At 67.0% G+C, this 24650-nt stretch carries 30 protein-coding genes, 1 tRNA gene and 1 other RNA gene; 13 read left to right on the top strand and 19 right to left on the bottom strand.

The window, feature by feature from the left end; translation table 11 throughout:
* Nucleotides 1-10: 10 nt before the first annotated feature.
* From HPY32_RS43870 to HPY32_RS16040, 3 genes are read right to left on the bottom strand one after another with little or no spacing between them, the layout of a single operon-like run.
* Nucleotides 11-1534 carry a WXG100-like domain-containing protein gene (locus HPY32_RS43870; RefSeq protein ID WP_231951542.1) on the bottom strand — a complete coding sequence of 508 codons (1524 nt, stop codon included), beginning with the start codon at nucleotides 1532-1534 and terminating at the stop codon, nucleotides 11-13.
* Complete coding sequence (locus tag HPY32_RS16045) at nucleotides 1531-1827, bottom strand: WXG100 family type VII secretion target (RefSeq protein ID WP_082870759.1); 297 nt, start codon at nucleotides 1825-1827, stop codon at nucleotides 1531-1533. Before HPY32_RS16045 ends, HPY32_RS43870 begins: the two co-directional genes overlap by 4 nt.
* On the bottom strand, nucleotides 1828-2139 hold the full coding sequence (locus tag HPY32_RS16040; RefSeq protein WP_067580246.1) for a WXG100 family type VII secretion target: 312 nt from the start codon (nucleotides 2137-2139) through the stop codon (nucleotides 1828-1830).
* A 156-nt stretch (nucleotides 2140-2295) separates the two neighbouring features.
* Between HPY32_RS16040 and HPY32_RS16035 the strand changes: the two genes are divergently transcribed.
* Nucleotides 2296-2460 (top strand): hypothetical protein, encoded by a 165-nt coding sequence (locus HPY32_RS16035; RefSeq protein WP_156674063.1) that lies wholly within the window; start codon nucleotides 2296-2298, stop codon nucleotides 2458-2460.
* Nucleotides 2461-2519: 59 nt separating this feature from the next.
* On the opposite strand, the gene HPY32_RS16030 is transcribed toward HPY32_RS16035, so the two are convergent.
* The gene (locus HPY32_RS16030) at nucleotides 2520-3005 is read right to left on the bottom strand and encodes a GrpB family protein (RefSeq protein ID WP_171982878.1); all 486 of its coding nucleotides are present in this window, start codon (nucleotides 3003-3005) and stop codon (nucleotides 2520-2522) included.
* A 170-nt stretch (nucleotides 3006-3175) separates the two neighbouring features.
* Between HPY32_RS16030 and HPY32_RS16025 the strand changes: the two genes are divergently transcribed.
* Both HPY32_RS16025 and HPY32_RS16020 read left to right on the top strand, forming a co-directional pair.
* Nucleotides 3176-4222, top strand: a complete 1047-nt coding sequence (locus HPY32_RS16025; protein ID WP_171982877.1) for a GNAT family N-acetyltransferase — start codon at nucleotides 3176-3178, stop codon at nucleotides 4220-4222.
* 105 nt (nucleotides 4223-4327) lie between these two features.
* A complete protein-coding gene (locus tag HPY32_RS16020; RefSeq protein WP_156674064.1) occupies nucleotides 4328-5212 on the top strand; it encodes a hypothetical protein in 885 nt (294 codons plus the stop codon).
* A gap of 34 nt (nucleotides 5213-5246) precedes the next feature.
* On the opposite strand, the gene HPY32_RS16015 is transcribed toward HPY32_RS16020, so the two are convergent.
* The 3 genes from HPY32_RS16015 to HPY32_RS46150 form a co-directional block, all read right to left on the bottom strand.
* Nucleotides 5247-5789 (bottom strand): GNAT family N-acetyltransferase, encoded by a 543-nt coding sequence (locus tag HPY32_RS16015; protein WP_082870761.1) that lies wholly within the window; start codon nucleotides 5787-5789, stop codon nucleotides 5247-5249.
* Nucleotides 5790-5832: 43 nt separating this feature from the next.
* Nucleotides 5833-6207, bottom strand: coding sequence for a hypothetical protein (locus tag HPY32_RS16010; RefSeq protein ID WP_156674065.1), 375 nt, complete (start codon nucleotides 6205-6207; stop codon nucleotides 5833-5835).
* Between the two features lie 101 nt (nucleotides 6208-6308).
* A complete protein-coding gene (locus tag HPY32_RS46150; protein ID WP_067580255.1) occupies nucleotides 6309-6605 on the bottom strand; it encodes a ribonuclease E inhibitor RraB in 297 nt (98 codons plus the stop codon).
* Between the two features lie 230 nt (nucleotides 6606-6835).
* On the opposite strand from HPY32_RS46150, the gene HPY32_RS16000 reads away from it, so the two are divergent.
* Both HPY32_RS16000 and HPY32_RS15995 read left to right on the top strand, forming a co-directional pair.
* Entirely contained in the window at nucleotides 6836-7579 is a 744-nt protein-coding gene (locus tag HPY32_RS16000) for a hypothetical protein (protein ID WP_067580257.1), read from the top strand.
* A 257-nt stretch (nucleotides 7580-7836) separates the two neighbouring features.
* The gene (locus HPY32_RS15995; RefSeq protein WP_067580258.1) at nucleotides 7837-8664 is read left to right on the top strand and encodes a hypothetical protein; all 828 of its coding nucleotides are present in this window, start codon (nucleotides 7837-7839) and stop codon (nucleotides 8662-8664) included.
* Nucleotides 8665-8765: 101 nt separating this feature from the next.
* Here HPY32_RS15995 and HPY32_RS15990 read toward each other — a convergent pair whose 3' ends face one another.
* The 5 genes from HPY32_RS15990 to HPY32_RS15970 all read right to left on the bottom strand — a co-directional run bounded on the left by HPY32_RS15990 (nucleotide 8766) and on the right by HPY32_RS15970 (nucleotide 12168).
* The gene (locus tag HPY32_RS15990; RefSeq protein ID WP_067580260.1) at nucleotides 8766-8987 is read right to left on the bottom strand and encodes a hypothetical protein; all 222 of its coding nucleotides are present in this window, start codon (nucleotides 8985-8987) and stop codon (nucleotides 8766-8768) included.
* Between the two features lie 148 nt (nucleotides 8988-9135).
* Nucleotides 9136-9708, bottom strand: a complete 573-nt coding sequence (locus tag HPY32_RS15985; RefSeq protein ID WP_067580262.1) for a hypothetical protein — start codon at nucleotides 9706-9708, stop codon at nucleotides 9136-9138.
* A gap of 2 nt (nucleotides 9709-9710) precedes the next feature.
* Nucleotides 9711-10937, bottom strand: a complete 1227-nt coding sequence (locus HPY32_RS15980; protein WP_067580263.1) for a tyrosine-type recombinase/integrase — start codon at nucleotides 10935-10937, stop codon at nucleotides 9711-9713.
* Nucleotides 10938-11099: 162 nt separating this feature from the next.
* A tRNA-Ser gene (locus HPY32_RS15975) sits at nucleotides 11100-11184 on the bottom strand.
* Between the two features lie 57 nt (nucleotides 11185-11241).
* Nucleotides 11242-12168, bottom strand: coding sequence for a hypothetical protein (locus HPY32_RS15970; protein ID WP_067580264.1), 927 nt, complete (start codon nucleotides 12166-12168; stop codon nucleotides 11242-11244).
* 146 nt (nucleotides 12169-12314) lie between these two features.
* On the opposite strand from HPY32_RS15970, the gene ffs reads away from it, so the two are divergent.
* An RNA gene (ffs, locus tag HPY32_RS15965) (signal recognition particle sRNA small type) lies at nucleotides 12315-12409 on the top strand.
* A 132-nt stretch (nucleotides 12410-12541) separates the two neighbouring features.
* Nucleotides 12542-13828, top strand: coding sequence for an aspartate aminotransferase type Ic (locus HPY32_RS15960; RefSeq protein ID WP_067580266.1), 1287 nt, complete (start codon nucleotides 12542-12544; stop codon nucleotides 13826-13828).
* A gap of 48 nt (nucleotides 13829-13876) precedes the next feature.
* Here HPY32_RS15960 and HPY32_RS15955 read toward each other — a convergent pair whose 3' ends face one another.
* Nucleotides 13877-14713 (bottom strand): methyltransferase domain-containing protein, encoded by an 837-nt coding sequence (locus tag HPY32_RS15955; RefSeq protein ID WP_067580268.1) that lies wholly within the window; start codon nucleotides 14711-14713, stop codon nucleotides 13877-13879.
* Between the two features lie 65 nt (nucleotides 14714-14778).
* Between HPY32_RS15955 and HPY32_RS15950 the strand changes: the two genes are divergently transcribed.
* Complete coding sequence (locus tag HPY32_RS15950; RefSeq protein WP_082870762.1) at nucleotides 14779-15357, top strand: HhH-GPD-type base excision DNA repair protein; 579 nt, start codon at nucleotides 14779-14781, stop codon at nucleotides 15355-15357.
* Nucleotides 15358-15360: 3 nt separating this feature from the next.
* On the opposite strand, the gene HPY32_RS15945 is transcribed toward HPY32_RS15950, so the two are convergent.
* Nucleotides 15361-15525 (bottom strand): hypothetical protein, encoded by a 165-nt coding sequence (locus HPY32_RS15945; protein WP_156674067.1) that lies wholly within the window; start codon nucleotides 15523-15525, stop codon nucleotides 15361-15363.
* A gap of 145 nt (nucleotides 15526-15670) precedes the next feature.
* Here HPY32_RS15945 and HPY32_RS15940 point away from each other — a divergent pair, with 145 nt between their 5' ends.
* The 4 genes from HPY32_RS15940 to HPY32_RS15925 all read left to right on the top strand — a co-directional run bounded on the left by HPY32_RS15940 (nucleotide 15671) and on the right by HPY32_RS15925 (nucleotide 18229).
* Complete coding sequence (locus HPY32_RS15940) at nucleotides 15671-16102, top strand: hypothetical protein (RefSeq protein WP_231951383.1); 432 nt, start codon at nucleotides 15671-15673, stop codon at nucleotides 16100-16102.
* Nucleotides 16083-16601: a DUF6879 family protein gene (locus HPY32_RS15935; RefSeq protein WP_067580272.1), complete on the top strand. Its 519-nt coding sequence runs from the start codon at nucleotides 16083-16085 to the stop codon at nucleotides 16599-16601. Before HPY32_RS15940 ends, HPY32_RS15935 begins: the two co-directional genes overlap by 20 nt.
* The gene (locus HPY32_RS15930; protein WP_067580274.1) at nucleotides 16598-17434 is read left to right on the top strand and encodes a helix-turn-helix domain-containing protein; all 837 of its coding nucleotides are present in this window, start codon (nucleotides 16598-16600) and stop codon (nucleotides 17432-17434) included. Before HPY32_RS15935 ends, HPY32_RS15930 begins: the two co-directional genes overlap by 4 nt.
* A 78-nt stretch (nucleotides 17435-17512) precedes the next feature.
* Nucleotides 17513-18229, top strand: a complete 717-nt coding sequence (locus tag HPY32_RS15925) for an alpha/beta hydrolase (RefSeq protein ID WP_171982876.1) — start codon at nucleotides 17513-17515, stop codon at nucleotides 18227-18229.
* A 52-nt stretch (nucleotides 18230-18281) separates the two neighbouring features.
* Here the strand turns inward: HPY32_RS15925 and HPY32_RS15920 are convergent, their stop codons facing one another.
* The gene (locus HPY32_RS15920) at nucleotides 18282-19724 is read right to left on the bottom strand and encodes an MFS transporter (protein ID WP_067580276.1); all 1443 of its coding nucleotides are present in this window, start codon (nucleotides 19722-19724) and stop codon (nucleotides 18282-18284) included.
* A gap of 171 nt (nucleotides 19725-19895) precedes the next feature.
* Between HPY32_RS15920 and HPY32_RS15915 the strand changes: the two genes are divergently transcribed.
* A complete protein-coding gene (locus HPY32_RS15915; RefSeq protein WP_231951384.1) occupies nucleotides 19896-20429 on the top strand; it encodes a hypothetical protein in 534 nt (177 codons plus the stop codon).
* A 125-nt stretch (nucleotides 20430-20554) separates the two neighbouring features.
* Here the strand turns inward: HPY32_RS15915 and HPY32_RS15910 are convergent, their stop codons facing one another.
* The 4 genes from HPY32_RS15910 to HPY32_RS15895 are packed head-to-tail and all read right to left on the bottom strand — an operon-like array spanning nucleotide 20555 to nucleotide 24283.
* On the bottom strand, nucleotides 20555-21700 hold the full coding sequence (locus tag HPY32_RS15910) for an LLM class flavin-dependent oxidoreductase (RefSeq protein WP_067580280.1): 1146 nt from the start codon (nucleotides 21698-21700) through the stop codon (nucleotides 20555-20557).
* A gap of 14 nt (nucleotides 21701-21714) precedes the next feature.
* Nucleotides 21715-22713 (bottom strand): ABC transporter substrate-binding protein, encoded by a 999-nt coding sequence (locus tag HPY32_RS15905; RefSeq protein WP_067580282.1) that lies wholly within the window; start codon nucleotides 22711-22713, stop codon nucleotides 21715-21717.
* Entirely contained in the window at nucleotides 22710-23495 is a 786-nt protein-coding gene (locus tag HPY32_RS15900; protein WP_067580284.1) for an ABC transporter ATP-binding protein, read from the bottom strand. Before HPY32_RS15900 ends, HPY32_RS15905 begins: the two co-directional genes overlap by 4 nt.
* Nucleotides 23468-24283: an ABC transporter permease gene (locus HPY32_RS15895; protein ID WP_301546101.1), complete on the bottom strand. Its 816-nt coding sequence runs from the start codon at nucleotides 24281-24283 to the stop codon at nucleotides 23468-23470. The genes HPY32_RS15900 and HPY32_RS15895 overlap by 28 nt, the downstream gene beginning before the upstream one ends.
* Nucleotides 24284-24650: the final 367 nt, after the last annotated feature.

The following is a 24650-nucleotide window of genomic DNA, read 5'->3' as shown; positions in this document are numbered from 1 at the left end:
CTCCTATCACTTAGCGGGATGGCGGGAGGCGGGTCCCGACATTGTAGTTGCCCAATACCCTGCCGCTCGAGTCGACAATGGTCAGGTCGACCTTGGAATATCTGCCTAGTTGATCGTCAGTCCGCCGTCCCTGGAAGTCGCGAACCCATTGCGCGGCATCGGTTCCCTCGGGGGCTTGCACATAGACCTTGCCGTCGTACTCGACCTGTTTGCCGGCATCGCTGAGGCGGTTGTTGAACGAATTGGTGCCGCCGTCAATGCATTTGAGTTCGGTGCGTGCCACGACCTGCCCCGACTCGTCGACGAACTTGATATCGGCTCCCGCTCCACTGTCACCGGCCACTTCCGGTCGGGTCCCAGGAGGGCCGCTGCGTAAGGCCGCTTCCGCGTTGGCGTCGGTGAGCCGAAAGGTCTTGCTGGAGTCGTTGATCAGATCGGCCTTGGCTTTCAGCTTTTCTTCATCGGTCAGCGTGTCGAAGGGATCGCGCTGGTCGCTCGGCTTGGTGGAAGGGCCCTCGGGTCCGTCCCCTCGCGGCGGTTCGTCGCCCCGCTTGGTCAGTTTCGTTCTGGCGGCTTCGCACCATTTCCGGATACGCTCCAACAACGGCTTCAGTCGCTCGACCAGTGGCTTTATCGCGTCGGTGACGATTTTCGCTGCCTTGGCGGCGAGTTCGGCGATGATGGTCGCGATCCGGCGGGCCTTGGTCGCGACGCGGGCGGCGAGGGCGCTGTTGCCGATCCACTCCGACAGGCTGCCGGTGAACGGGATCAGGATCGCGAACGCGGCTTCCCCGGCGGCGGTTTCGATCGCGAGTTCGCGGAGCTGGTCGAGGATCTGGCTGTGGGCCTCGTCGAGGTGATGGGCGTAGTTGCCGCATGCGTCGCCGAGGGTTTGGCAGGCGTCGGCCAGCGCGGTCAGATCGTTCTGCCGGTCGGTGCAGGTCTGGACCGCGACGTCGATTTCGGGGGACTGCTGATTGCGGAGAAACTCGACCGCTTGCGGGGTTTGCCCGGCGATCGTGCGGTAGTCCCCGGCGGCGGTGTACCAGGCTGTAGCGGCGGCGTTGAGCTGGTCTTGATGACCGTCGGGCCATGCCATCCCGACCGCGTCTTTGATGATCGACCATCCGAACGGTTCCGGGATCCCGTTCCCGGCCGCCGAGGGCACGGTCTCGGGCGGGCAGGGATCGGGCAGCAGCTGAGGTGCTGGCGGTGGTGGTGAATTGTTCAGGTTGGCGGTGGTTTCGGCGACTTGATGGTTGTGGGCGCTGACGAGGATGATGTCGCGGACCTGCCCGCACGAGGTGGTCAGTTTCGCCGAGCTGGAGACGGCCAGTTGGGCGGCTTCGTTGTACGAGCTCGCCCACTGCGCGCCGACGCTGTCGTCGCCGGCCATGCCCGCGTAGTTGGTCAGCACGGTCACCAACCCGGCGTGCGTGGTCAGCGCGTCGGTGGCCATCTGGCCGAAAACCTCGCCCGCGGAATGGTATTCGCCGCCCCGGCAGACGATCAGCGGCACCGTTGGCGCGGTCATCGCGGCCACATCTCGTAGTTCGTGGGCCCGACCGCGTGATACGCCCCTCGGGCGCGGTCGAGCGCTTGGCGAAGCTCGCCGAGCGCGGTATTCATCTCCGCGGCACCAGCAGCCCACTCCGCGGAGGCGGTCGCGTGAGCTTGGGCGGCGTCGCCGACCCAGTTGATGTGCAGGTCGGCGATCCGTGTGCGGATTTCGCCCAGCCGGTCCTCGAGGCGTTTTTCCAGACCGGCGGCCTTGTCGATCAGGGTTTGCATGCCGTCCAGGTCGACGCGGTAGTCGCTGGTGTCCACCTACGCCCCCGGCCCGGTGCCGCCGATCCCGGCCGCGTTGCCCCGGTCGGTGCCCACGGTCATCTCGGCAGCTTGATGCAAGGCGGTGGCGTCGTGTTCCAGCCCGGCGATAACCTGGCGGGCACCCTGTTCCCACTCGGTCCACGCGTCGTGGTGTGACCCGGCCGCGCTGCCCTGCCAGTCCCCGCCGATGAACGTGTGTACCTCCCGTGTCAGCTTGTCCAGTTCGTCGGTGAACTCCCGTGCCGAGGTCTGCAGCCACCCCGCTGTGGCGTGTACCTCGGTCGGATCCATTTCCACCCGGTCCGCCATCTCGCCCCCTCGACTCTCACTGCCCGACCGCTCGCCTCTCGCACTATATGACGCACCCGGCACCGAGGTGGTTCCATCTCGAAGCAGCAGAGGACACACACCGGTCAGTCAGATCGCCGCCGCCACCGACAGCAACTATCCTGCGTCCAACCGAAAATGGACGACTCGATCGACGCGGACGCGCTGCTGGCCGCCGGGATAGACCCGAGAGACCCCCAGGAGTGGGAGACGCAATGGCGGATGAAGCTGCTGCTGACATTGCGTGCCGTGCAACTGGGTATGCGAGAGATCGACCCGGACGACCCGACCCTCCGGCGGTAACCCTGGCACCGGATCCTCAGCCTCTGAGATCGTCGGCCGACGGTCTCACGTTGATGGTGCTACGCATCAGATAACAGCTCGGCGATCAGCGAGTTCTTGGCGGACGTGTACGCCTGTCGATTGTCGGCATGCTGCGCGGCCAGCTGACGTTTGAGCCGGGCGTAGGCGCGGTGCGCGGCAGGGTCGGCACGAAGTCGATCACGGAACCTCAAATACGCGCGCCACTGCCGGTCGCCATATCGCACTGCATGAACATGTGCGACGCGATAAAGCGGCCGGGTGCTGAACACGAACAACCATCCACCGTCTTGGTGCTTATCGCCACGAAATTCGTAGCCGAGCGGTGCCAGAGCCGCGATGACGTCGACGAGCTGTGTATCGGCCGCCAAGCCGATGGCGATGTCCACGATCGGTTTGGCCGGAAGCCCCGGCACTGAAGTCGACCCGACGTGCTCGACAGCTATCGCCAGATCACCGAGGGCGGGCCGCAGCGCCGACGCGAGTTGCTCGAATACCTTCGGCCAACCGGGCTGGCTCTCCAGCACCCGCACAGATCCCTTGACCAGGCCCAACTGGGCCTCACTCCACTCCGCCCGCACAACAGCATTCTGCCGAACGGTGAAGGCGCCGACACCCAATAACTCGCGTGACAACTCGAGCCCATCCGGTCTTCACTGTCACCGGCGCGTAGGACCGCTTGCGGGAGGAGTTCCGGGTGTCGCGGAAAGTCGTTGTCGACAAGGTGGTGTGCTACATCGTGCGGGACGGTCGGCTGCTGGTGTTCCGGCACTTGGATTTCGGGCCTGAGGAAGTCGGGATCCAGGTGCCGGCGGGAACGATCAAGCCGGGGGAGGCACCCGCCGAGGCGGCGTTGCGGGAAGCGCGCGAGGAGACCGGGTTGCGCGACTACCGCATTGTTCGCAAGCTCGGGACCGCCGAGTACGACCTGGCCCCGTATCGCGCGGAGATCCAGCTCCGCCACTTCTACCACCTCGAAATCGCAAGCGCTGCAACGCCACAGCGATGGCGAAGCCAAGAAGACCACGACGGGGTCGAGGAACCGACCAGGCTGGAATGCTTCTGGGTGCCCCTCGCGGCAGCTCACGTCCTGCAAAGTGGCCAAGGCGCCCTGCTGGGCCGCCTGCCGAACCCCGCGGCGCGGTCGGCCCCGGCTGCTGACACTTCCGACGAGCAGCAAGCGCTCAGACGGTCCGTCGGCCACCAGCCGCGCGAGGTGACGGTGCGGCACGCTGTCGACGCGGATGTCGATCAGATCGTCCAGCTTCGGGGCGAAGTGGCGGGTGAGGGGAAATGGATCGGCGCGGAGGTCCCGGTCGACACCGACGCGACCGCACAGAGCATTCGGGCAAGACTGACCAACGCCGGTGGCGCGGTGTTCGTCGCCTGCCCTGGCGGTGGTGGTCTGGTGGGGTTCGCGACGGTGAGCTTCGCGCACACCGGTGTCACCGAGATCGCGATGATGGTCGCCGCCGACTGGCGTGGTCGCGGAGTCGGAACCCTGTTGCTGGAGAGTCTGATCCGGTTTAGCGAAGAGCATGGGGCGCACAAGGTTACGCTGCAGGTGTGGCCGCACAACGTGGCAGCCATCGGGCTCTACGAATCGGCGGGTTTCGAGATCGAAGGCCGATTGCGACGGCATTACGTGCGCCGGAACGGCGAGTTGTGGGACGTCGTGGTCATGGGCCGCACCCTCGGCGGTGAGGTTGGGTGCGGGGACGGTGGTACCGCAGCTGGCCTGTGAGCTCTCGCCGCCGTGGCGAGGGGTTTCTGTCGGTAGGTGGGGTCACAATCGGATGCGGGTCGATACCTGCTGCGGCCCTGGCCAATTCACTGAGAGGGTGTGCCGATGTCCGAGCGATCCAGTGACCCGGTGGTGGAGGTTCTGGTGTCGGCGGCGCGGGAGCGTGGGTATGTGTGCCGTTGGCTTGCTCTCGGTGTCGTGGAGTTGATCGGCCCGTATTCGTTCCGCCGAGAGCTGGACACGATCCGGCGGGAGCTGGTGGTCCACCCGCGGGAGCAGTGGCCGAGTGTGATCGGTGACTTATTCGACACCGGGGTGGTCGCCGCGATGATGGATGCCGAGGATCCGCTGGACTACGGCGATTTCGCGGTCATGCGAGGATTGATCAGGACCAGGCTCGATGGCGCGGCAGGGGGCGGGGTCGGCACGGTGCGGCGGATCGTGGCGCCGGGGCTGGTGCAGCGGGTGCTAATCGATCGCGTGCACACGGTCGTCTCGGTCACCTACGACATGCTGCGGGACTGGCCGATCGGCGAATACGACCTGTTCGCCCTGGGCGAGCACAACGTGCGCGCCGACGGCGGTGTCGAGATCGCCAGCGAGTACATGGATGTGCCGATGGGCGAGGGGCTTCCGCCGCTGTCGCTGCTGTCCGGCCCGGAATACCTGACCGCGCACGCGCTCTGGCTCGGGGAATACCCGGTCACCGGCCCGGACGGGGCGGCGGTGGTGATCATGCCGTCCAAGGAGTGGCTGTACGCCTACCCCGTCGTGGATGTCCGGGTGGTCCAGCAGGTCACGTTGTTGGCGCAGATCGCGGGCCACAATTATGAGGAGCAGCCCTGGCCGATCAGCCCACACGTGTACTTCTGGCGGAACGGGCGTCTGGGGCTGGCGGCCACCATCACTCGCCGCGACAACACCAACTCGATCCGGCCCAGCGACGAGTTCACGGCCTACCTCAACACCCTCCCCGGACCAGTCCAATAACGAGACGGCACGGCGCGCCAGCAGCCGGGGGTGGTCAGTGGATCCAGTAGCTGCGCTGGAGGGTGCCGTCGGTCCAGGGCGCGATGGATTCCAGTGTGCCGCCGCAGGTTTCGATGATGCGGGCGGAGGCGGTGTTGGTGTCGTCGCAGGTGATGAAGACGTCGTCGATGCCGAGCTGGCGGGCGATCGGGAGGGATTGGCGCAGGATCTCGGTGCCGTAGCCGCGTTGCCGGTGCTGGGGGAGTACGGCGTAGCCGATGTGGCCGCCGCGCCGGCGCAGAAAGTCGTTGAGGGTGTGGCGGATCGAGGTGCGGCCCACGATCTCGTCCCCGGCGACGGCGACGAGGAAGGTGGCGGGCACGATGCCGGGCGGCAGGTTGATTCCCTGCCGGTAGTCGTCGAGGGTGGCGAGGTATTGCGGCCATGCCATCGCGGGGGTGAGGCCGAGCGCGAAGGGGAAGTCGTCGTCGCGGGCCATGGTTTCGTGTGCGGCGCGGACCATGTGCTCGTCGCAGTGCTGCAGCGGTCGTAGACGAACTGCGGTCTGTTTGGAGTCGGGTGTGGTGGTCGCGGGCATGGCCGGACGGTAGACGCTGCGGCCAGTGGTCGTCGACAGAATTTCAGTGGTCGCCGGTGGCGACGGCGGTGAATAGTTCTCCGACGCAGCCGAATCCGGTGAAGGCCTTCTCGGTGTCGCCGAGGTCGGCGATGAGGTCGCCGCCGGTGGCGTTCAGGTCTTCGATGTCGTGGCGGTCGGCGGTGATCGGGTCGCCACCGAGTCGTCGCAGGCGTTGGTCCGCTCCGGGTGCGCCGTGGTTGTAGAGGGCGTTGTAGTCCAGGTCCCACCTTTCGGCGGTCTCGGCCAGCGGTAGCAGCCCGCGCAGGAGCCGGGCCAGAGTGATCGGCGTGTCGGCGGGTGGGCTGTGCAGTGCGGTGGGGTCGGTGCCCAGGGCCAGCAGCGCGCGGTATTGGTGCACGATAGGCGCGGCTCGCACGGGCTGTCGACGCAAGTACGGCGCGCCGCCGGTCTACGGGCCTGCGGTGGGTTCCTCCGCGCGGCGGGCCTGACCGACCCGCCGTCGCGTTTGATCCCGCTTCAGTCGCGGGGGTTGGGCGGCGCGATGAAGCATCCGCCCCCGTCGTAACGCGCGCCGTGCTTGGTGCAAGCGGCTTCGATGTCGTCGCGTCCTGCGTCGGCGAACGCCTTGTCCAGCGATCCGTAGGCGGTCAGGCCCCAGCCGATGCCGGGATCTCGGTCTGCGCGCCAGGAATCGAAGTCGGGCGGGTCGAGCACGAGGTACCCGGCGGCAGTCAGTTCGTCGGCGACGCGGGCCAGCGCCTGCTCGGTAGGCCCGTAGATGAAGTGCTCGTAGGTCGTATTCGTGCCGGTCACGTTTCGTGCCTCCTTCGGGACGGTTGGTGGTGCCACACCATGAACGCTCTGTTCCACTGGGAACGCAACTCGTAATTTCGACGAAAAGCATTGCTGTGCAACGTTATTGGATTTGTCGGCGACTTGACTTCGTAGCGAGGGAGAGCGTTCATGGTGTCGTAGCCGAGCACACCGGCGGCTACCAACCCGGAACGGGTTGCACACCAACCGAACTAGCACGAGGAGACCTCATGACTGCCGCTACCGCGACCGCGACCCCGACCGCCGAGAAGCTGTGGGCAGCACTGCAGCAAGCCCCGGGATCGACGGCGAAGGGCCTCGCCGAGACTGCGGGGATCGGGGGCTCGACCGCCCGCAAGCTGCTGGTCGCCCTGGAGCGCACCGGCACCGCCTACCGCACCGAAGGCGAGGCCGACGGGTCGGCGCAGCGGCCCGCCGACCGCTGGTGGCCGCACACCCCCGCCGCCGACAGCGCATCCGCCGAGACCCCCGCCACCGACGAGACCGAGGCGCGCGCGGGACTCACTGGCCAGCCCACCACGCCCGCTGAGGCGACCGAGTCCGCGCCGGAACCGGCTGAGGCGCAAGCACCCGCCGAGCCCGCCGACGAGGCCGTAGCGACCGACACCGCCCCGGACACCGCTCCTTCCGCCACCCTGGAGCAGGAGGAGCAGCCGGAACCTGACACGACCGAGCCTGCCCCGGACGCTCCCGCCGACACGGAGACGGCCGAGCCGACGACGGCTCCCGCCCCCGCCGCGCAGGGCAAGCGGCTGCCGCCGGGCGGACTGCGCGGGATGGTCGAGGAGTTCCTGCGCGACTGCGCGGGAAGGGAATTCGGGCCTACCGCGATCGGGAAAGACCTCGGCCGCTCGGTCGGCGCGGTGGCCAACGCGCTAGAAAAGCTCGTAGCCGACGGAATCGCGGTGAAGATCTGCGAGGCTCCCAAGCGGTACATGATCCCCAACGCCTGACTCCGCGCCAGCAGCCTGCCTCGAACACCACCACCGCAACTACTACCGGCGGGTGGTGTCCGGGGTTGGAAGCTGGAACCGGCCAGGAGGATAATGCTTTTCGATGTTCGACTACGACGCCCGACGGGTCGCGTACGAGAAGGCGCATCGTGGCTACGCTGGTCAATCCGACGGCAGTATCTGCGGCAGTCCAGACTGATGATTCACACCATCGAATTCCCTTAGGAAGATGGCAAGTTCGGTGATTCACTGGTTTCATGCCCGAACCGGAAGATCTGCCCGGTGAGGTGATCGACGCCATATGGAATGACGTCGGTCCCGACATCGACGATGCGCTGGAGCGTGTCCGCTCAGCTCGCGCGTTTCAGTCCGCTCCCGGCTCTGTGCTGGCGGGTGACGACGCAGTGTTCCGGCCCTTGTCCTACTCGGTTACTGCGGCTGTCAGATCGTGTCTGGCCTCGGGCTTGGACCATCTACATGCGCTGAAGTCACATGTCGTCGATGGTCCCGTACTCAGCATCTCGGCACCATTCAGCCTCGCTCGCGGCGCGTTGGAGAATCTGTCGATCGGGTATTGGATCGTGCATCCGGATGAGCGGTCTACTCGGGTGGAGCGGGCCCTTCGGTGGTGGGCGCAGAATTGCCTGGATGCCGACCGGGCACTCCAGGCGCCAGGGGCACTCGGAACGATCGAGGACGGCAAGAAAGAATCAACTCTGCGTGGGCTGGAAGATGTGGCACGGCGGACCGCTGGCGTCGCCGTCGCCGAAATACGCAGAGGCCACAGCAGTACGGTGGCAGTGAAGTACACGGACCAGCACGCGGCAGGGGCTCTGCAGATCCTCTTTGCCTGGCGGCTGTGCTCCGGATTTGCACATGGTCGAGGCTGGGCGATTCATGGGTTTTCCAGCGCTGAGACAGTCCATGTCGCCGAGCTCGACAAACACGTTGTCCGGTTGTCGGCGAACGACACAGCCATTGTGTGGGTGACACTCTCGGCGCTCAGTCTAGCGTCGGAGATCTTCCGCATTCTCGACCGGCGGGCAGGCGAGGCTTCCGAGCAAAGTTCAGCTGCCGAGCGCTAGTCGAGTCCAACCGGAATGTCTCCGCCGAATCCACACCAGAAGGGCCGCAACGGGACCCGCCGCCCGCGGTCGTACCGGGGCGGCGAGGCTGAGGGGGCCTGCTACTCGCCGGCGCGGGCGAGGATCGTGGTGATCTCGGCGGCTCGCTGCAGTTTCTGTGCGTAGGCGGCCATTTCCTGGCCGCGCCGGGGAGCCTCCAGCACCCAATATGATACGGCGCGCTGCCCGTGGGCTTTGATGTCGAGGGCGTTGTGGCCGTCGATGATCTCGCCCAGCTCGCGGAGCAGGTCGGTCAGTTCTCGATCGGTGGGGGTGTCGGTCATCTCGAATCACTTTCTGTCGGTGCTGTTTTCGTTCCGTGCGACACCATGAACGCTCTGACCAGCCACGAAGTCAACGCGCTGATCAGGCCGGAAAACGTTGCGCGGCAACAGGCCGGGCGCGCAGGTCCGCGCCCGACCTGGCCGGTGTCTACTGCGCGTGGGCGGTCGGTGCGAGCAGGTCGAGATTGCGGCGCGCGAACGAGGCGACATCGCGGTAGCCGAGTTGCGCGGCGATCACCGTCCAGGGCACGCCCGCTTCGGCCAGCCACAGCCCGCACGTGGTACGCAGCGCGGCCACAGCGGGCCGCCGACCGCCCAGCAGGGTGTCGACGACCGCGTCGACCGCTGGCCGCCACACCTGCCCGACGAAGCGGGTCATCAAGCCCGGCCCGCACGTGCCGTCGATTCGGAACAACTCCGCGCCGCTGCCGCCGACTTCCAGGCGGTCGAACAGGTTCTGCGGCAACGCGAACCTGCGCGGGCACGGTGAGTCGGCCAGGACCCACCCGCCGGGGCCGGGCAGCCAGGCCCGTGCGATCCGGCCCGCCCCAGAGCCCGGGTCGAGGTCGGTGTCGGCCAGCGCGGCGGCTTCGCCGAGCCGGGCTCCGGAGATCACCAGGAAATCGGTGAACACCTGCCACGGCAGCGGCATCTGCTCGGTGATGCCCTGATACTGCAGGGTGTCCAGCGCGCCGGGGAACCGAGTCGTGTTGTCTCCCATCGCTATGCCGCTTTCCCGTCCGCTGCCGGGGTGGGGAAGAACAACACCGCCGCCGAACCGCCACTGTCCGGGGTGGGCGCGGGGGTCGGTGCCGGATCAGGCTGGCGCGGTGCGAGGTTCGCGCCGATCACCGCTGCCGCCGACGCGGCGGCATTGCGGTCCAGGTGCCCGTAGACGTCCACGGTGGTCTTGATCGACTCGTGCCCGAGATGGGCCTGCACCACGTGGATCGGCACTCCGGCGGTGAGCATCCAGGCCGCGCAGGAGTGCCGCAGGTCGTGGATGCGAGGCTTCTTGCCGTTCAACGGATCCCCCTTCATCAGGGAGAGCGCGTCGCGGGTGGGCACCCACACGTCCTTGTAGAAGTACCAGATCCGCACCGGCGAGCTGTCGTCGAGCGCGAACAGCCACTCGTCGGGATGGCGGCTTTCCAGGGGTAGTCGCGCGACGAGATGGTCGGGCAGGTTGATGGTGCGGGTGGACTTCTTGGTCTTCGGCGCACCCAACACTGGCTGGCTTCCGGTGTACTTCCACGCCTTGTTGATGCGCGCGGTGAGTTTGGTGCGGTGGATATCGCGCACCTGCAGCGCGGTCACCTCACCCCACCGCGCGCCCGAAGCGATCAGGAACTCCACCAGCAGCCGCCACCGCTCCGGTAACGCCGCCAGCAGTGCCGCGAACTCGTCGGGTTCCAGGAATGCCATCTCCGTCTGCACCACGCGCGGCAGTTTCGTATGCGCGCACGGGTTCTCGGGCAGCAGCTTGCGGCGCACCAGCGCCTTACACAGCTGGAACAGCACACCGTGCTTGTTGGCGATCGTCTTCGCGGCGTTACCGACGTTCTCGGCGAGATGGTTGACCCATTTCGGGATTGTCAGATCGGTGATCACCGTGCAGGGGGAATCCGCGCCAAAGAACGGTTCGATGTCGTTGACGAGGATCCTCTTGTACCGGGTGCGCGTTCCCTTCTCGATGCCGGTGAGGCCGTCGATGATCTCGGTGCAGATCTCATGGACCGTGGGCACCGAGACGATGTCGGCGGGCTCGGTATCGGTGGAGTAGAGCATGCGCAGCCACTCCACGACCCCGACCCGGTTCAGGACGGCGAGCCAGCGTTCGGCCTCGGGCCGGGTGTCGAACTTCTCCGAGGGCTGACAGCCCTGGTAGCGATACAGGATCTGGTAGTAGGAGCTGCCGTCGCGACGCGTGCGCTCGCGGATGCTAGCCATGAAAACCTCTCGAGGAACTTCCAGTAGTGACGGTTCTCGCGAACCGCCCCGACGGGACCTCGAAATGCCGCCAGCAAACCAGATGGTCTGAGCCTGTTGACCGCTCGTTGACCGCAAACCGGGGGCAAACCGAAATCTGCCCCCGACCTGCAGGTTCTCCAGCGGAGGATAGGGGATTTGAACCCCTGAGGGCGTTAACCCAACCCGCGTTCCAGGCGAGCGCCATAGGCCACTAGGCGAATCCTCCGCTCAGCAATATACCGGTAGGACCCCGGGGTGGGCCAAATTGGGCTGGTCAGGGGGGTTATTTGTGGAGGGTGGTCAGGACCTTTTTCAGTTGGTCCTTGCAGGTGGTGGCGATGTCGTCCCTGTTGGTGGGGGTGGCGGACTCGATGCTCAGGGTGATCTTGGCGGAGAGGTTGGAGTCCAGGACGGCGCAGGTGTAGTCGAGGGAGGTGAAGGTGGAGTAGTTCTGCTCGTAGACGGCGTAGTACGCCTGTTCGCCCAGGCCGGTGATGGCGCCGGAGGAGCGGCCGCTGCCGGTGGTCTTGGTGTCGTAGTCCTTCCAGTTGTTGAAGTCGGGGGTGCCGTACAGGCTGGCGAAGCCCGCGTCCAGCTTGAGGTCGGAGCCTTGGCTGCCGTATTTGCCCGCGCCGTCGTACTGGGCGCGGCAGCTCAGCGAGCCGCCGCCGTAGTTGGTGTCGGGCTGGCGCTCGGTGTGTTCGGGCGTGCCCTTCGGGTTGGGGGCCCACTTGCGCAGCACCGTGGGGTCGACGAGCGCGCAGGCGCTGGTCACGTTGGTCATCGAGTAGTTGCCGTCGGTCTTCTTCTTGTCGACGGTGGGTCCGACCGCGGACTTGTGATCGTCGCTCGTGCCGGTCAGCGCGATGGCGCCGATCACCACGCCGACGACCACCACGAGCCCGATCACTGCGGCGATGATCCAGCCGGTGTTGCCGCGCCGCGGCGGGGGCGGCGTGAACGGCTGTGCGGGATAACCCTGTTGGTAGGGCGCGCCGTAGGGCTGGCCCGGGTAGCCCTGCTGCGGCGGCGCGTAGGGCTGTTGCGGGTAGGCGTTGAACTGCGCTCCGCCCAGGACCGTCGGATCGGCGCCCGTGACCGGCGTGCCCGGACCGGTGTTCGCCGGCGGTGTCGACCACCACTGCACGGTCTCCTCGGCCTTGCCCGGCTGCTGTCCCGGGCCGTTGTGCAGTGGGTTGGTGCCTGTCACTTGTTCATTCCTCCGGTCATGGCGCGGAAGCCCCCTCGTCAATGTCGGAGGTGATCGTAGCGATTCGAATGCCGCACGTCGCGAGGTCGGCCGCCCGACGGTGGGACCCGATGCGGGACTTCGCGCGCGAAGCCGCTACACTGGCCCACGGATCCCGCGCGGCGTGCATCCTGTGAACTCCCCCAGGGCCGGAAGGCAGCAAGGGTCAACGGGCTCTGCCGGGTGCGCGGGGTCCCCTTCAACCCATTCCATGCGCGATCGGCCGGTATATTCCGTGCGCGATCGGCGCGCCCCCCGAGTAACGTGGGCGGGCGGACCGGCCCAGCCGCTGTCCGCAAATCCCAGAACGTCGCTGCTTGGAAAGGCTGTCAGGATGCCCCGGCAAACGCAGATCGGTTTGATGAGCCATGCGGAACTCGTGTCCGAACACGAGACGCAGACCGCGAATTACGCGAAGCTCAAGACCGAGAAGCTGACGCTGGACCTCACGCGCGGTAAGCCCTCGCCGGAGCAGCTCGACCTGTCGGCGGATCTGCTGACGCTCCCCGGCCCCGGCGACTTCCGCGACGCCGCCGGCACCGACTGCCGCAACTACGGTGGCCAGCAAGGACTTCCGGAGCTGCGCGCGATCTTCGGCGAACTGCTCGGCATCCCCGTCGAGAACCTGCTCGCGGGCAACAACGCCAGCCTCGAGCTCATGCACGACGTGATCGTGTTCGCCATGCTGCACGGCACCGTGGACTCGCCGCGGCGCTGGGTGGCGGAGCCGATCAAGTTCCTGTGCCCGAGCCCCGGCTACGACCGGCACTTCTCGATCACCGAATCCCTTGGCGTGCAGATGATTCCGGTCGCCATCGGACCCGACGGCCCGGACGCGCACGCCATCGCCGACCTGGTGGCGAACGATCCGCAGATCAAGGGCATGTGGGTGGTGCCCAACTACGCCAACCCGACCGGCGCGGTGTACTCGGAAGACGTTGTCCGCGAACTGGTTTCGATGCCGACCGCGGCCCCGGACTTCCGGCTCATGTGGGACAACGCCTATGCCGTGCACCCGCTCACCGACACCGCCGCGCCGGTGCTGGACGTGCTGGGCATGGCGGCGGCAGCCGGAAACCCCAACCGCCCGTTCGTATTCGCGTCCACCTCGAAGATCACCTTCGCCGGTGCGGGCGTAAGCTTCATCGGCGGGTCCACCGCCAACCTGAAGTGGTACCTGGGGCACGCGATCAAGAAGAGCATCGGCCCGGACAAGCTGAACCAGCTGCGGCACGTGCGCTTCTTCCGCGACGCCGACGGCGTGCGGGCGCACATGCAGAAGCATCGCGCCATCCTGGAACCGAAATTCAGGCTGGTGCTGCGGATCCTGGAGGACCGGCTGGGCGCGTCGAAGGTCGCGTCCTGGACCGAGCCCAAGGGCGGCTACTTCATCAGCCTCGACGTGCTGGAGGGCACCGCGGCCCGGGTGGTCGCGCTGGCGAAGGACGCCGGTATCGCGCTGACGCCCGCGGGTGCGGCCTTCCCGTACGGAAACGACCCGGAGGACAAGAACATTCGCATCGCGCCCAGCCTGCCGCCGACGGCGGAACTGGAGGCGGCGATGGAGGGCCTGGCGACCTGCGTGCTGCTCGCGGCCACCGAGAAGCTGCTGGACAAGTAGCGAAAACCGCCGCGCCCGTTCGCTTTCCGAACGGGCGCGGCCGCGGGTCTACTCCGGCTTGTGCGCGAGTACCGCGAAAATCGTGACGGACAGGTGAATGTCGCCGCTGTCGGCACCCGCCTGTAATTCCGTCAGCAGGTCGGTGCGCTGCTGCTCGGTGATCGCGCCGCGCGCCACCGCCATCCGCGAGATCCGTGCCAGCAGTGGCCCCGCGCCGACCGTGCGGTCCTGCACCAGCGCGTGCGAGCCGACATCGTCGATGACCAGGCCCGCGCGGGTGAGCAGGCCCGGCAGGCGGCGGCCCGCGAACGGGTCGGTGGTGTTGGCGATCAGCGTCTCGATCACCTCGCGGACCACGTGGCGGTCGCCGGGATGCACGATCGCCGTGCCCCAGTCGCTGTCCATGACGACGGTCCGGCCGCCGGGGCGCAGCACGCGCGCGATCTCGCCGGCGGCGCGGGCGGGCGCGGTCAGGTGCTGGAAGACCCGCTCGCACAGGGCGACATCGAAGGCGTCGGGGCCGAACGGCACGTTGTAGGCGTCGCCTGGCACGAACCGGGCGGCCGAACCGGCCTGGGCCACGCGCCGCTCGGCCGAGTGCAGCAGATTCGGATCGGGCTCGACCCCGACCGCGTTTCCGGTCGGTCCGACCGCGTCGGCGAAGGCCATGACCTCGGTGCCGGTCCCGGATCCGATGTCGACGGCGTCCTCGCCGGGCCGCACGGCGAGGGCCTCGTGGGCCCAGTGCCGCAGCCGGTGGATGCCGGGCAGTGCCGCCTGCAGGTCGTGGACGTCGATGAGCTGGTCCTGACCGTCTCGGTCGAAACGGTCCGGCCGCAGGCCGGAAGGCGAGGTGCCGGGTGTGGGTGCCAGGGTGTCAGGCATGCGGATACCCTACGCGCGGGATGGTCCTACCCGCCGGTACTCCGCTGGGATGGGATGATCGGGTCATGGTGAGCCGGAAGCTGTGTCTTGCGCAGGAACCCGAGGCCGACGCATTGCTCTCGGAGGACGACTTCGCGCTGCTGACGGGCATGCTGCTCGACCAGCAGTACCCCCTCGAGCACGCATTTCGCGGCCCGCGGAAAATCGCCGATCGAATGGACGGCTTCGATATCCACAAAATCGCGGAGGCCGACCCCCAGGAATTCGAAGACCTCTGCTCCACCCCACCCGCCATCCACCGCTACGGCCGCTCCATGGCCCGCCGCACCCAGGACCTGGCCCGCTATGTCGTCGAGCACTACGGCGGTGAAACCTCCCGAATCTGGACCGAGGGCGACCCCGACGGCAAGGAAGTCCTGCGACGCCTGAAAGACCTCCCCGGTTACGGCGACCAGAAGGCACGAATCTTCCTGGCAATGCTCGGGAAACAACTCGGGGTCGAACCGAAGGGTTGGGAGAAGGCCGCAGGAGCATACTCGGAGAAGAACTCTCGCCGATCGGCCGCGGACATCGTCGACGGTGAGACGCTACTGGAGGTTCGGGCATTCAAGAAGCAGATGAAGGCGGCGGCCAAGAAGAGCTGAGTATCACCCCGTCTCAACGCCGAAACTGTCCGGGCGCTCCGTACTTTCGGCACCGGGGTAGTTGTACAGCTCGAGATAAACCCCCGGATCGTCGTCACTGTCATCGTCGTAGGCAGCGACTTGCAGCATCCCACCGGGGAAAAAGAACGTCCTCGAATGTCCGGTCATGACAAGCCCTTTGCGTTCATGGGGGATGGTGAGGCAACTCGAGGCCGGGAGTCCGCCCGCGCTGGACGGCGGGCTCAACCAGCCTCGAGTGCCACAGCTGACGCTACGAACGCACTCCCCGGCCGGTCCAGCCGTATGCTCCGATATGCTCAAATTTGTCTATCCGGCAACAGATCCGATGCGGCCGAGGGATCATCGAGCGAGCGCGAGCACGAACGCGCATGACTCGATCGGAGGACAGATCATGCGATTGAATTTCCTCGGCAAAGGCGGCACCGAAGGCGGTGGCTGTCCTGCGTTGTACGCCACGGACAGAGGCACTTACGTCGTGCAGGGGTGGAAGACCGACGCACCGGGAACCATCGAGATACCCCATCTCCTACTCGGTTTCGCACAGCCCGACACGTTTGTCGGAGCCACCATGATCGATACCGGCCGAGGGACATTCGTCTTGTCCGGCGCGCCGGTTGCAGACCTCGAGGCGCTGGAGCAGATGGACATCTGCCCCGGTGAGACGGCTGTCGAGGTGGCCAGGCTGGAAAGGAGGTTTTACGGCAATGCTGCTAGTGCAGGGTGAGGCGTTCGACGATCTGTTCAGGGAGGCTCAGCGTGAAGCATTCCATCTCGAGGTTCGAGACGACTATTACCCTCCGGATTATCCCCCGCTGGCCCGGTTTCTGGCCGACGAGCCCGATGACTACGAATGGTTTCAGCCGTGGCTGAACCGGGTCAGGGAAACAGTGGCAAGGGGTGTGGCCGTGAACCGTGCGCGAGTGGTCACAGTGCCGCATAACGACTACACCCGGTATGCGAAACATGTTGCCCGTCTGAATGTGGAGGCTGGTGAAGATGTGCGGTATCTGCCGCGGCACCTGATCGACTCCGGTGAGCTGACTGCGGATGATTGGTGGATATTCGACGATTCGATCGTGGCATTCACCGTCTTCGCGCCCGGTGAAAACGGTCGATGGCTCGGTGGCGCCGTAACCACCGACTCCGGGATTGTCGAGTACATCAGGACCGTGAAAGAACGGGTTTGGCCGCTGGCGACTCCGCTGTCGGAATACAGCGAGTGACAGGTTCGCTCGACCAGGCAAAAGAAGCTCTCGGGGTGCGGCTTCGGGAGCTTCGCCAAGATGCTGGCCTTACGGGTACCGAGCTCGCCCGGCGTGCCGGATGGCATCAAACCAAGGTCTCGAAAATCGAATACGGCAAGACCAAGCCCACGGATGCCGATATACGATCCTGGTGCGCCCACACGGGTGCCGAGGGTCAGATACCCGACCTGATTGCCACGCTGCGGAATATCGAGGCCGCGTGGCTCGAATGGCGGCGGGTGCTCGGGACCGGCACCAAGCGGAGGCAGCAGGCCGCTGTCAAGCTGGAGTCCGGAACGGAGGTGATGCGGGTTTACCATCCGTTCTTGATACCGGGTCTACTTCAGACGGCGGAGTATGCCGAAGGTGTGCTTCGAAGCGTTGTGGAGTTTCAGCAGGTACCGGACGATGTCGATGACGGCGTATCCAAGCGTATGGAACGCCAGCAGATCTTGTATCGCCGTAACCATCGGTTTCATTTCGTTATAGCCGAGCAGGCGTTGCGAACCACGGTCGGCAATGATCAGACCATGATCGGGCAGCTGGACCGATTATTGGCTATCGTGGGAATGCCCAGAATTACATTCGGTATCGTACCGGCCGAAACGCCGTATCGAGTATCGATGACGAACTTCGCCATATTCGACAACACGCGAGTCATGGTCGAAACCGTGACGGCGGAGCTGACGATAACTCAGCCCCGGGAGATCGCCCAGTACGGTCGGGCCTTCGATGTACTGGCCGCTCAGTCTGTTACCGGAGATGGAGCGCGGCGGGTGATTCGCGCGGCCCTGGAGTCGCGGACTGGATAGCATGCGCTGCGGTTTCGGTTGCCCGGCAAGGGGTTTCGATGCACGAATGCCGGAGTCGGGATCCGGTATCGTCGAGGTGTGACTGCGCCGTATCTGCAACCGTTTGTTCTGTCGGTCGACTCGGTTGCGCGGGAGCGCCATGGGCGAGTTGATCTTTATGTGCAGGAAGGGGACGGGCGGTACCCCGCGGTGGTGTTCGTGCACGGTGGCCCCGTCCCCGCCGATCTGGTTCCCACGCCGCGGGATTGGCCGCTGTTCGTCGGGTATGGGAATGCGGTGGCCGCGCGGGGGGCTGTCGGTGTGACCGTTGATCATCGGCTGCATGACTTCGGGGACTTTGCTACTGCCGCTGAGGATGTGGTGGCGGCGGTCGAGTTGGCTCGGAAGGATGCTCGGGTTGATCCGCGGCGGATTGCGTTGTGGTTCTTTTCCGGGGCGGGGTTTCTGGTGGCCGATTGGTTGCGGGAGGCGCCGGAGTGGGTGCGGTGTGTGGGGTTGAATTATCCGGCGGTGGCGGCGTTTCCGGGGGTGGAGATCGATGCGCGGTTTCGGCCCGTCGAGGCGGTCGGTACGGGGAGGCGGGTGCCGATCGTGTTGACTCGGGTGGGGCGGGAGCGGGAGATGATTGCCGAGGGGGTGGCGGCGTTCGTGGGGGCCGCGGGGGAGCGGGGTGCGGATCTTCGGATTATCGATGTGCCGGAGGGGCAGCACGGGTTCGATCAGCTCGATCACACCGAGCAGTCGCGGGAGGCCGTGGAGCGGGCGTTGCGGGCGGTGTTGGACGAGCTTCGGTGAGCCGCAACGCGACTGCGGGGCGATCGTCGGGCCGTGACGATCGCCCGCAGTGCTAGGCGACCGAAACCGATTGCACCGCTTCATAGCCGACTTCGCGCTCCGTGGCCCTGCTTCGCCGCCTGGCCATGGAGGCGGTCACCACGCCCAGGGCCGCGGCGATTCCCATGCCCACCAACAGGTATCGGCCCGAGTCGAGGGTCGACGGCTCGCCGAGGTTCATGAGGACGCCCGCATAGGCGGAGCCGAAGGCGTTGGCGATGAGTTGGACGGTGCCGATCGCGGCGGCCGCACGCTGGCCCTGGGTGGGGTCGGCGGTGGAGCCGAAGACGGCGACGCTCAGGTGGGGGAAGGCGGCGCCGATGCCGGTGCCCGCGATGAACAGCGTCACCACCCAGATCGCGATGGTCGCACCCGATGCGCCGGTGCGCAGGAACAGTGCGGTGAGTATCAGACCGGCGGCCACGACGGCGGGGCCGAGGATCGGCAGGGCGGCGATGACGCGGGCGCGGCCGACGCTGGCGCTGCCCATCTGGCCCACGGTCCAGCCCAATGACATTGCGGCGCCGACGAATCCGGCGGCGAGCGGCTCCAGACCGGCGAGCCGCTGGCCGATCATGGGCACGAAGATCTCGACATTGATGCCGATCGCGACGAAGAAGATGGTGGGGTACAACCACTTCAGCGGCGAGCCGGGCAGGAAGGTGATCGCGGGCAGCACCCGGCCGCCGGAGCGGCGCTCGTAACCGAGGAAGCCCACGACCGCACCCACCGCGAGCACGGCGGCCACCACGGTCCAAATCCCGTGCGGCAGCACGCCGACCATGCTGATCAGCGATGCGGCGGCGGTCAGCAGAACCAGCGAGACGGTCGGCACCCGCGCTCCCGCGTCGGCGCCCTCCCCGCGTGGCAGCGCGCGCGGCACGATGGCCGCGATCGGCACGGTCACGATCGCCAGGGCGACGAAGGCCAGCCGCCACGGGCCGAGCTGCGCGATCGCGCCGCCCAGCGCCGGGCCGATGAACGCGCCCAGTCCCCACACTCCGGACGTCATGCCCGATGCCTTCGTCCACAGGTGCGCGGGATAGGCCGACCGGATGACCGCGAAGCCGAGGCCGGACAGCAGGCCGCCGCCGAAACCCTGGATCGCGCGGCCGACCAGCAGCACACCCATCACCGGGCTCACCGCGCACACGAGCGTTCCGGCAATGAAGATCCCGAACGCGATCAGATACGCGCCGACCGGTCCCCGCGCGGCCAGGGCCTTGCTGACCAGCATCGACGCGATCACCGAGGCGATCAGGAAGGCGGTGGCGTTCCAGGCGAAGAACCGCTCCCCGCCGATATCGCGCACCGCCGTGGGCAGCAGGCTGGCCGTCACATACACATTGATGGCGTAGAGCACGACGCCGCCGCTGAGAACGATCGACGCGCCCAATCGGCCGCGTCCGAACAGCTCGCCCCAGGACCCTGTGCCCGCCTCGAGTTCCGAATTCATGGGACGACCGTAAGACCTCAAGGCCGGTTTAGCTCAAGGGTTCTTGTCGGTCCGGGATTGTGACGTGGACGACGGCGCGATCTGCTCGGCGGTTTCCTCCAGCCACTACTTGCGGGTGGCGAGGAAGCGCTTGCCGTAGTCCAGGACCAGCCGCCGTGGATCGTGCTGGCGGTGGTCGGCGGATTCGATTACCGCGCCGGGGCGACCGCGGGCCTGGCGGCGGCCCTGGTGCTGCTGGTCGACGACCGCCGTGCCGGAACAGCCTGGGATGCAATGCTTCTCGACATCTCCAGCGCCGCCTACATGGCCGTGCTGACGGTGCTGTCCTGGTTCGTGCCGAATCTCGCGCTGCTGCACTACGGTACGGCGCTGCCCCTCGGCTGGCTCGCGGTCGCGGCCTGGCTGGGTCTCGCGATAGGGCGGCCCTTCACGGTAGGCATCGCACGTCGCAGCGTGAGTGAATTCGTCGCGGGGACAGCGCGTTTCCGTCGCGTGAACGTGACGATCACGGCCGCCTGGGCGGTGTGCTTCACCCTCGATGCGGCGACATTGACCGCCCTCCAGCACTGGTTCCCGAGCAATGCCGCCGCACTGCTGGTCTGCAAGTTCGGATTCTTCGCCGCGGCAGCGATTTTCACCGCCAGGTATCCAGCGCTGGTGCAGCGGAGTGCCGAAGTCGATATGCAGAACGTCCCGGCCGAATAGCCCCAATTTCATGATCCGGGCTAGCCCCAATTTCATGATCCCGGCGTGTTTTTGGCCGGGATCTTCTCACCCGATTCCGGCCAAAAGCACGCCGGAATCACCAGGAGGATCTGGATGACGTCAGGTCAGCTGGTCGCAGCCGCCGCGAATGGCGTACCCGCAGGGCGGATTTCGCGTCGCGACGGATGCTTCCACACCCCCCGGCGTTCCAGGATCGGAAGGACACCCTCGCCGAACCAGTACGCCTCCTCCACATGGGGATAGCCCGAGAGGATGAAGTGCGTGATACCGAGGCGCGAGTATTCGATGAGGCGCTCGGCGACCTCCTCGTGCGAGCCGACCAGGGCGGTGCCCGCGCCGCCGCGGACCAGGCCCACTCCGGCCCACAGGTTCGGGGCGATCTCCAGGCGGTCCGTGTTGCCGCCGTGTAGTTCGAGCATGCGCCGCTGGCCCTCGGATTCGCTGCGGGCCAGATTCGCCTGCACGCGTTCGATATCCGCGGGATCGATGGCCTCCAGCAGGCGGTCGGCCTCGGCCCAGGCCTGCTCGGAGGTGTCGCGGGAGATGACGTGGATGCGCAGGCCGTAGCTGAGGATGCGGCCCTGGTCGACGGCGAGGCGGCGGATCCACTCCAGCTTCTTGCTCACCGCGAACAGTGGCTCGCCCCAGGTCAGATAGGTGTCGGCGTAGCGGGCGGCGACCGGCCCGGCGGCCTCGGACGAGCCGCCGAAGAACACCGGGAGGAGGGGATCGGGATGATTGTTCAGCAGCGCGTCGTCCACCCGGATGTGCTTGCCCGCGAACGAGATCGGCTCCCGCGACTGCCACAGCTCCCGCACCACGTGCAGGAATTCGCCGGTGCGCTCGTAGCGTTCGTCCTTGCTCAGGAAGTCGCCGTAGGCGCGCTGCTCGTGCGGCTCACCGCCGGTGACCACATTGAGCAGCAGCCGCCCGCCCGAATGCCGCTGGAAGGTGCCCGCCATCTGGGCGGCCAGCGTGGGGCTGACCAGCCCGGGCCGGAAGGCCACCAGGAACTTCAGCGTCTCGGTGGTCTCCACCAGCATGGCGGTGGTGAGCCAGGCGTCCTCGCACCACGCGCCGGTCGGGGTGAGCACCGCCTCGAAGCCGTTTTCCTCCGCGGCACCGGCGATCTGGTTGAGATAGCGCAGCGACGCCGGGCGGTCGCCCGCCATCGACGTGCCGTGACCGCCCGCGATCAGATTGCGGGAGTCACCATAGGTGGGCAGAAACCAGTGGAAAGACAGGCTCATTCGAGCTACTCCCTTCAGGGCGTGGGGAAGAGGTCGTTGAAGCGGGTGTCGACGTAGTCGGAGATCGTCACCTTGTTGGGGATCAGGCCCGCCGCCGCGAACAGATCGGCCACCTGCTGCTCCCCGGCGACGGTCGCCGGGTCGAGCGGATGATCCTGGTAGCGGCTGCGTTTCACGGCCACCTCGGTGACCTCCCGCGGAAGCCCGGAGGTCTGCGCGTAGGTGGTGGCCCAGTCGTCGAGGTGGCCGTTCACCCAGGTGTGCGCCCGCTGGATGCGGGCGGCCAGATCGCGGATCGCGGCCGTGCGGGACTTGCTGCCGAGGGCCTTGGCGCTCGCCACGTAGAACGAGTCACCGTTCACATAGCCGGTGCCGTCCACCAGGATTCGCGCGCCGGACTGCTGCTGGCCCTGCGCGGTGTAGGGATCCCAGATGGCCCAGGCGTCGACGCGGCCGGTGGTCAGCGCCGCCAGGGCGTCGGCGGGTTGCAGGTACTGCGGCTGAATGTCGGTGAACGACAAGCCGTTCTTGGTCAGCACCGAAAGCAGTTGGTGGTGAGCGGAACTGCCCTTGGTGACCGCGATCTTCTTGCCGCGCAGGTCAGTTGCTGTGCGCAGCGGCGAATCCTTCGGCACCAGAACGGCTTGCCCCTCGGTGCCCGCCCGATAGCTGCTGACGATCTTGATCGCCGACTTAGCCGCGGCCGCGAACACCGGCGGCGAGTTGCCGACGCCGCCGAAGTCGACTGCGCCCGCGTTGATCGCCTCCAGCATCGGCGGCCCCGAGTTGTACTGCGACCATTCGATCTTGTACGGAATGGATTTCAGCTCACCGGCGGCATCGAGCAGGGCCTGCAGGCCGGTGCCCTTCTGGTCGCCGATGTGCAGGGTCACCCGGGACAGGTCGACCGTGCCGTCGGCGCGCACCGCGGTGTCCGGGCCGTCGCCGGTGCCGCACGCGGTCGCGACCACGGCGGTGAGGGCGAGGGCGGCGAACAGGCGGCGGGAGATCATGCGGTTCCTTCGGAATCGGTGGTGGCCACGCCGAGTTCGGCGAGTAGTTCCGCGCGCAGGGCGGTGAAGCGCGGGTGGTCGCGGCGGCGCGGGCGCGGCAGGTCGACGCGGATCTCGCGGGCCAGGCCGCCGTCGGCCAGCACCAGCGCGCGATCGGCGAGCAGCAGCGCCTCGTCCACGTCGTGGGTCACCAGCAGCACGCCGGGCCGGTGCCGGGCCCACAGCTCCAGCACCAGGGTGTGAATCGTGATGCGGGTCAGGGCGTCCAGGGCGCTGAACGGCTCGTCGAGCAGCAGCAGGTCAGGGTCGCGAACCAGTGCCCGGGCCAGCGAGGCCCGCTGCGCCTCGCCGCCGGACAGCGTCAGCGGCCAGGCGTCGGCGCGGTCGGCGAGCCCGACCTCGGCGAGTGCCTCGCCCGCGGCCCGGACCGGATCGGGAACCTGCAGGCCCAGAGTCACATTGGCGTGCACGCGTTTCCACGGCACCAGCCGCGGCTCCTGGAAGGCGACGGCCACCTCGCCGGTGACGGTCACCTCGCCGCGGTGGTCGCCGTCCAGCCCGGCCAGCACGCGCAGCAGGGTGGACTTTCCGGTGCCGCTGCGGCCCAGCAGGGCGACGAATTCGCCGCGGGCGATATCGAGGTCGATCCCGTCGAGCACGGTGCGCTCGCCGAACGCCTTGGACAGCCCCGCGATTCGTGCGACCGCCGCCTCCGCGGCCGGAATGCGGTCGGCGGGAACGACATCGGCGTCGGTCAGTTCCCCAAGAAGCCGCGTCGCCATGCCAGGGCCCTCCTTTCGATCAGCCGCACAGCGGCATCGGTGATCAGCCCGAGCAGGCTGTACACGAGCAGACCGACGACGATCACGTCGGTGCGCAGGAATTCGCGGGCGTCGTTGATCAGAAAGCCCAGGCCCGCATCGGCATTCACCTGTTCGGCGACGATGAGCGCGAGCCAGGCCACGCCGAGCGACTGCCGCAGTCCGACCAGCGCCTGCGGCAGCGCGCCGGGCAGCACGATGTGCCGGATCAGCCCCCACCGCGACAGCCGCTGCACCCGGGCGAGCTCGGCCAGCTTGGGGTCCACCCCGCGGATACCGGCGAAGGTGTTGAGGTACAGCGGAACTGCCACGCCGAACGCGACCAGCACGATCTTGGGCAGCTCGCCGATGCCGAACCACAGGATCAGCAGCGGGATCAGGCCGTAGAACGGCAGGGTGCGCAGCATCTGCACCGGCGGGTCGATGAGCTGCTCGCCGAACAGGCTGAGCCCCGCGAGCAGGGCCAGGCCGACGCCGAGCAGCGCGCCGATGACGAAGCCGATCGCGGCCCGCTGCAGCGAGATCGAGATCGCGTGCGGCAGCGTGCCGTCCCGGATCAGATCGAGCGCCGTGCCGACCACGGTGGTGGGCGCGGCCAGCAGCCGCGACGGCAACACCCCTGTGCTGCTGGCAATTTGCCATATGACGACGATCAGCACCGGACTGATCAGCCGGGTCAGCCGGGACCACTGCGGGTTCGACCGACGCGGGAGTCGAGCGGGAGTCGACCGCAGGGCAAGTGAAGACAACGCAAAACCTCGTGCAATGGTGGCGGCTGTGTCGGCGGTGCCGAGCGGTCGGCAGCCCGGGGTCGATGGTGCTCTTCGACGCCGCGCGGGTCACTGGTTGAAATCTGCGTGGTTGCAACCCTGCACGGACCATGGAATTTGCCAGAAGCTAGCCGCTAGTTGGGCTTTCACAACAATTAATGCACTGTTCACCCTGGCCAAGTGGGTGTTCACGACCGATCGGTAAATGAGGAGGTCGGCGGAGTGCCGCCGGGGACGCCGACCCCGCCCGGGAGCGCAGTGCCGGGCGGGGGACGGGCCTCGCGTTATGAAAGATTTCAGATGAAAGATTCGCTGCGATGAATCTCCTTTCGGGGGTTTCATTTTC

This window comes from Nocardia terpenica (assembly GCF_013186535.1).
GTDB lineage: Bacteria > Actinomycetota > Actinomycetes > Mycobacteriales > Mycobacteriaceae > Nocardia > Nocardia terpenica.
Note: the sequence above shows the minus strand (reverse complement) of the source record. Positions and strands in the feature narration are given on the sequence as shown.